At 63.8% G+C, this 3,300-nt stretch carries 2 protein-coding genes; both read left to right on the plus strand.

From position 1 onward, the window contains the following. The first annotated feature begins 216 nt into the window (after window positions 1–216). Window positions 217–1,029 carry an alpha/beta fold hydrolase gene (locus HQL56_19100; GenBank protein ID MBF0311624.1) on the plus strand — a complete coding sequence of 271 codons (813 nt, stop codon included), beginning with the start codon at window positions 217–219 and terminating at the stop codon, window positions 1,027–1,029. A gap of 94 nt (window positions 1,030–1,123) precedes the next feature. After that, window positions 1,124–3,300, plus strand: a 2,177-nt coding sequence (locus tag HQL56_19105) for a PAS domain S-box protein (GenBank protein MBF0311625.1), incomplete at its 3' end; no start/stop codon positions are given.

Here is a 3,300-nt window from a genome sequence, read left to right on the forward strand (position 1 = left end):
AGTTCAAGGATGGGGGGATGAGGCCCCCCCTTGCCCCCCGCGGTCCGCCGCGATAAATCCGTTGGGTGCGGTTGGCGGTTTCGGGGATTTCATTTGATGCGGCGGACCGCTTACGGCAACGGACTACGGCAACGGACCACACCTCGGGGCTCCGCCCCGAACCCCGCCGGGGGGGATAATCCCCCCCGGACCCCCATATGAATATCAAGGAGACGCATGAACGCCAAACCATCCATCCACTGGGAAGAACGCGGTCACGGTTCCCCCCTGCTCTGTCTCGCCGGATTCGGCAACGCCCACTGGGTCTTCGACCACCTCGCGGAACACCTGGGCAACCATTTCCGCCTGATTCTGCCCGACAACCGGGGCATGGGCCGCTCCCCCCCCGCGCTGCTGCCCTACGAACTCCACGACCTGGCCAACGACAGCCTGGCCCTGATGAATCACCTGGGCCACAAACGCTTCGCCGTGATGGGCCTGAGCATGGGCGGCTTCATCGCCCAACTGCTGACCCTCGCCGCCCCGGACCAGGTGGAACGACTGCTGCTGCTCTGCACCTCCTCGGGCGGCGCCGACTTCCGGGAGATCTTCCCCATGCCCAGCGCCAACCAGGTGCAAAGCCTCTACCAACTCAACCCGGAAGAACAGGTGCGGGCCGCCCTCTCCCCACTGGTGATGCCCATCCTGCCACGCTATCCCGAGGTCTTCGACTATTTGATGCAGCAACGCACCCGGGCCGCCGAAAAACCCGATCAGATCCTGCTGCAGTTTCTGGCCGTGGCCCACTTCATGGAACAAACCCTGCCCCTGGAGACCATTCGCTGCCCCACCCTGCTGTTGAGCGGGGACCAGGATCCGATCGTGCCACCGGCCAACACGCATCGCCTCGGCGAACGCCTGCCCAACGCCCGCATACACATCTTCGAGGAGACGGATCACCTCTTTTTCCTGGAAAAAACCGCCGAAGTGGCCACCGTCATCACCGGGTTTCTCACGGCTCCGGCCATGGGGAATGCTGCAATCCTCTGACAGGTTTGCCAAACCCTTTCCCCGGCGCCCCGAGCTGAGGCAAAATGGAGGTTGAATTCCTCTCGTTTCCCAATACCGAAAGGTCAACTCCGCCATGGAAATTCCCTTCAAGGCAGCCGGCGCGGATCAGCCCGAACCCACCCCGAAACCCCGTCCGGGGCCGATTCTGTTGGCCGGCGCGCTGGGCGGGCTCTTTCTGGCCATCGATATCCTGCTGCCCCTCGGCACCGCCGACGGGGTTCTCTTCGTGGGCATGGTGCTGTCCGGCTGGTGGATGCCGGGTCGGAAACGCCCCTTCATCGGGCTGGCCCTGGCCGCCACACTGCTGACCGGGCTGGGCTACCTGCTCTCCCCGCCCGCCGACGTGCCCTCCTGGGTGGTGCTGGTCAATCGCGGCTACGCCCTGCTGGCCATCTGGAGCACCGCCATCCTGCTGGGCATCGCCAAAAACGCCCTTTCCGCCCTGGAAGCGCAGTCCCTGGATCTTTCCAAATTCTCCCTCGCCGTGGCCAACAGCCCCGCTTCGGTGATCATCACCGATTCCAAGGGCCGCATCGAATACGTCAACCCGCGTTTTTGCGAATTGACCGGCTATCAGGCGGCGGAAGTTGTCGGCCAAAAGCCAAGCCTGCTCAAATCCGGCCGGCAGGCCGATATCCTCTACGCCCGACTGTGGCAATCGATCACCGCCGGCAATATCTGGCGCGGCCACCTGCTCAATCGCAAGAAATCGGGAGACCTTTACTGGGCCGCAGTCTCCATCGGACCCGTGGTGGACAAGCGGGGTCGCATCCGTCACTACATCGGGGTGCAGGAGGATATCACCCAGGCGCGTGAGGCGGAACGCAAACTGGCCCATGCCAACCGCAGCCTGCGCACCCGCTACCGTTTCGCCGAAATCCTCTCCGACACCGGGGAAGAGAAGACGATTCTGGGGCAACTCTGCCGGGTGCTGGTGGAAAATGCCGGTTATCGCCTGGCCTGGGTGGGCTTCGCCGAGCCGGACGGCGACAACCGGGTGATTCCCGTGGCCCACTGCGGCTTCGATGAGGGCTATCTGAACCAGTTGAATCTCACCTGGGCGGAACACACCCCTCGTGGCCAGGGCCCCACGGGTCGGGCCATCCGCAGCGGTCAGCCGTGCGTGATGCGCGATCTGGAAACCACACCCGAATTCGCCCCCTGGCGGGAAGAGGCCCGGCGGCGCGGCTACGCCTCCAGCGTCGCCCTGCCCCTGAAGCATCAGGGGCGGGTCTTCGGCACCCTCAACCTCTACGCCAGCCACAACGACGCCTTCGACGGCAACGAAATCGAACTGCTCGTGGAACTGGCCGATCGCATGGCCGAAGGCATTCAACGCCTGCGGGAAAAGGAGCTGCATCAACAAACCCGCAACGCCATGGAGGCCAGCGAACGGCGCTTTCGCGCCCTCTTCGAAACCATGACCAGCGGGGTGGCCATCTACGAAGCCATTGACGACGGCGCGGATTTCATCGTCAAGGATATGAATCAGGCGGGAAAACGCATCAGCGCCTGCCAGGATCGCAACGTCATCGGCATGCGGGCCACCGAGGCTTTTCCCGCCATCCGGCAGTTCGGCCTGTTCGCCGTCTTCCAGGAGGTCTACCATACCGGGAAGGCCGCATTTCACCCCATCACCTATTATCAGGATGCGCACCACCGGGGCTGGCTGGAGAATATCGTCTACCGCCTGGATACCGGGGAGGTGGTGGCCGTCTACGACGACCTGACCGAAAAACGTCAGGCCGAGGAGCATCTGCGTCTGGCCCAAACCTCCCTGGAAAACACCAGCGACATGGTCTTCTGGGTGCGGCCCGACGGCACCTTCTTCCGTGTCAACCAGTCGGCCTGCGATGGCCTCGGCTACCGTCCCGAAGAGCTGGTCTCCCTGACCGCGTCGGACCTGAATCCCGCCCATCCCCCCGCCGTCTGGCGCGAACACTGGGCCGAACTGCGGGAGAAGGGCCATCTGGTCTTCGAAGCCCTGCTCAAACGCAAAGAGGCCCCTCCCCTGCCGGTGGAGATCAACGCCAACTATCTGGAGTTCGAGAATCAGGAGTTCAATCTGGCCATCGTGCGCGATATCCATGTGCGCAAGGAGGCCGAACTGGCTCTGCAAGCTTCGGAACAACTGCTGCGGGATCTTTACGACAACGCCCCCGTGCCCTTTCTCTCCCTCGCCGCCGCCGATGGGCGTATCCTGCGGGCCAACAAGGCCGCCGACGCCCTCTTCGGCTACCAGGCGGAGGA

Source organism: Magnetococcales bacterium, assembly GCA_015231925.1.
Lineage (GTDB): Bacteria > Pseudomonadota > Magnetococcia > Magnetococcales > JADGAQ01 > JADGAQ01.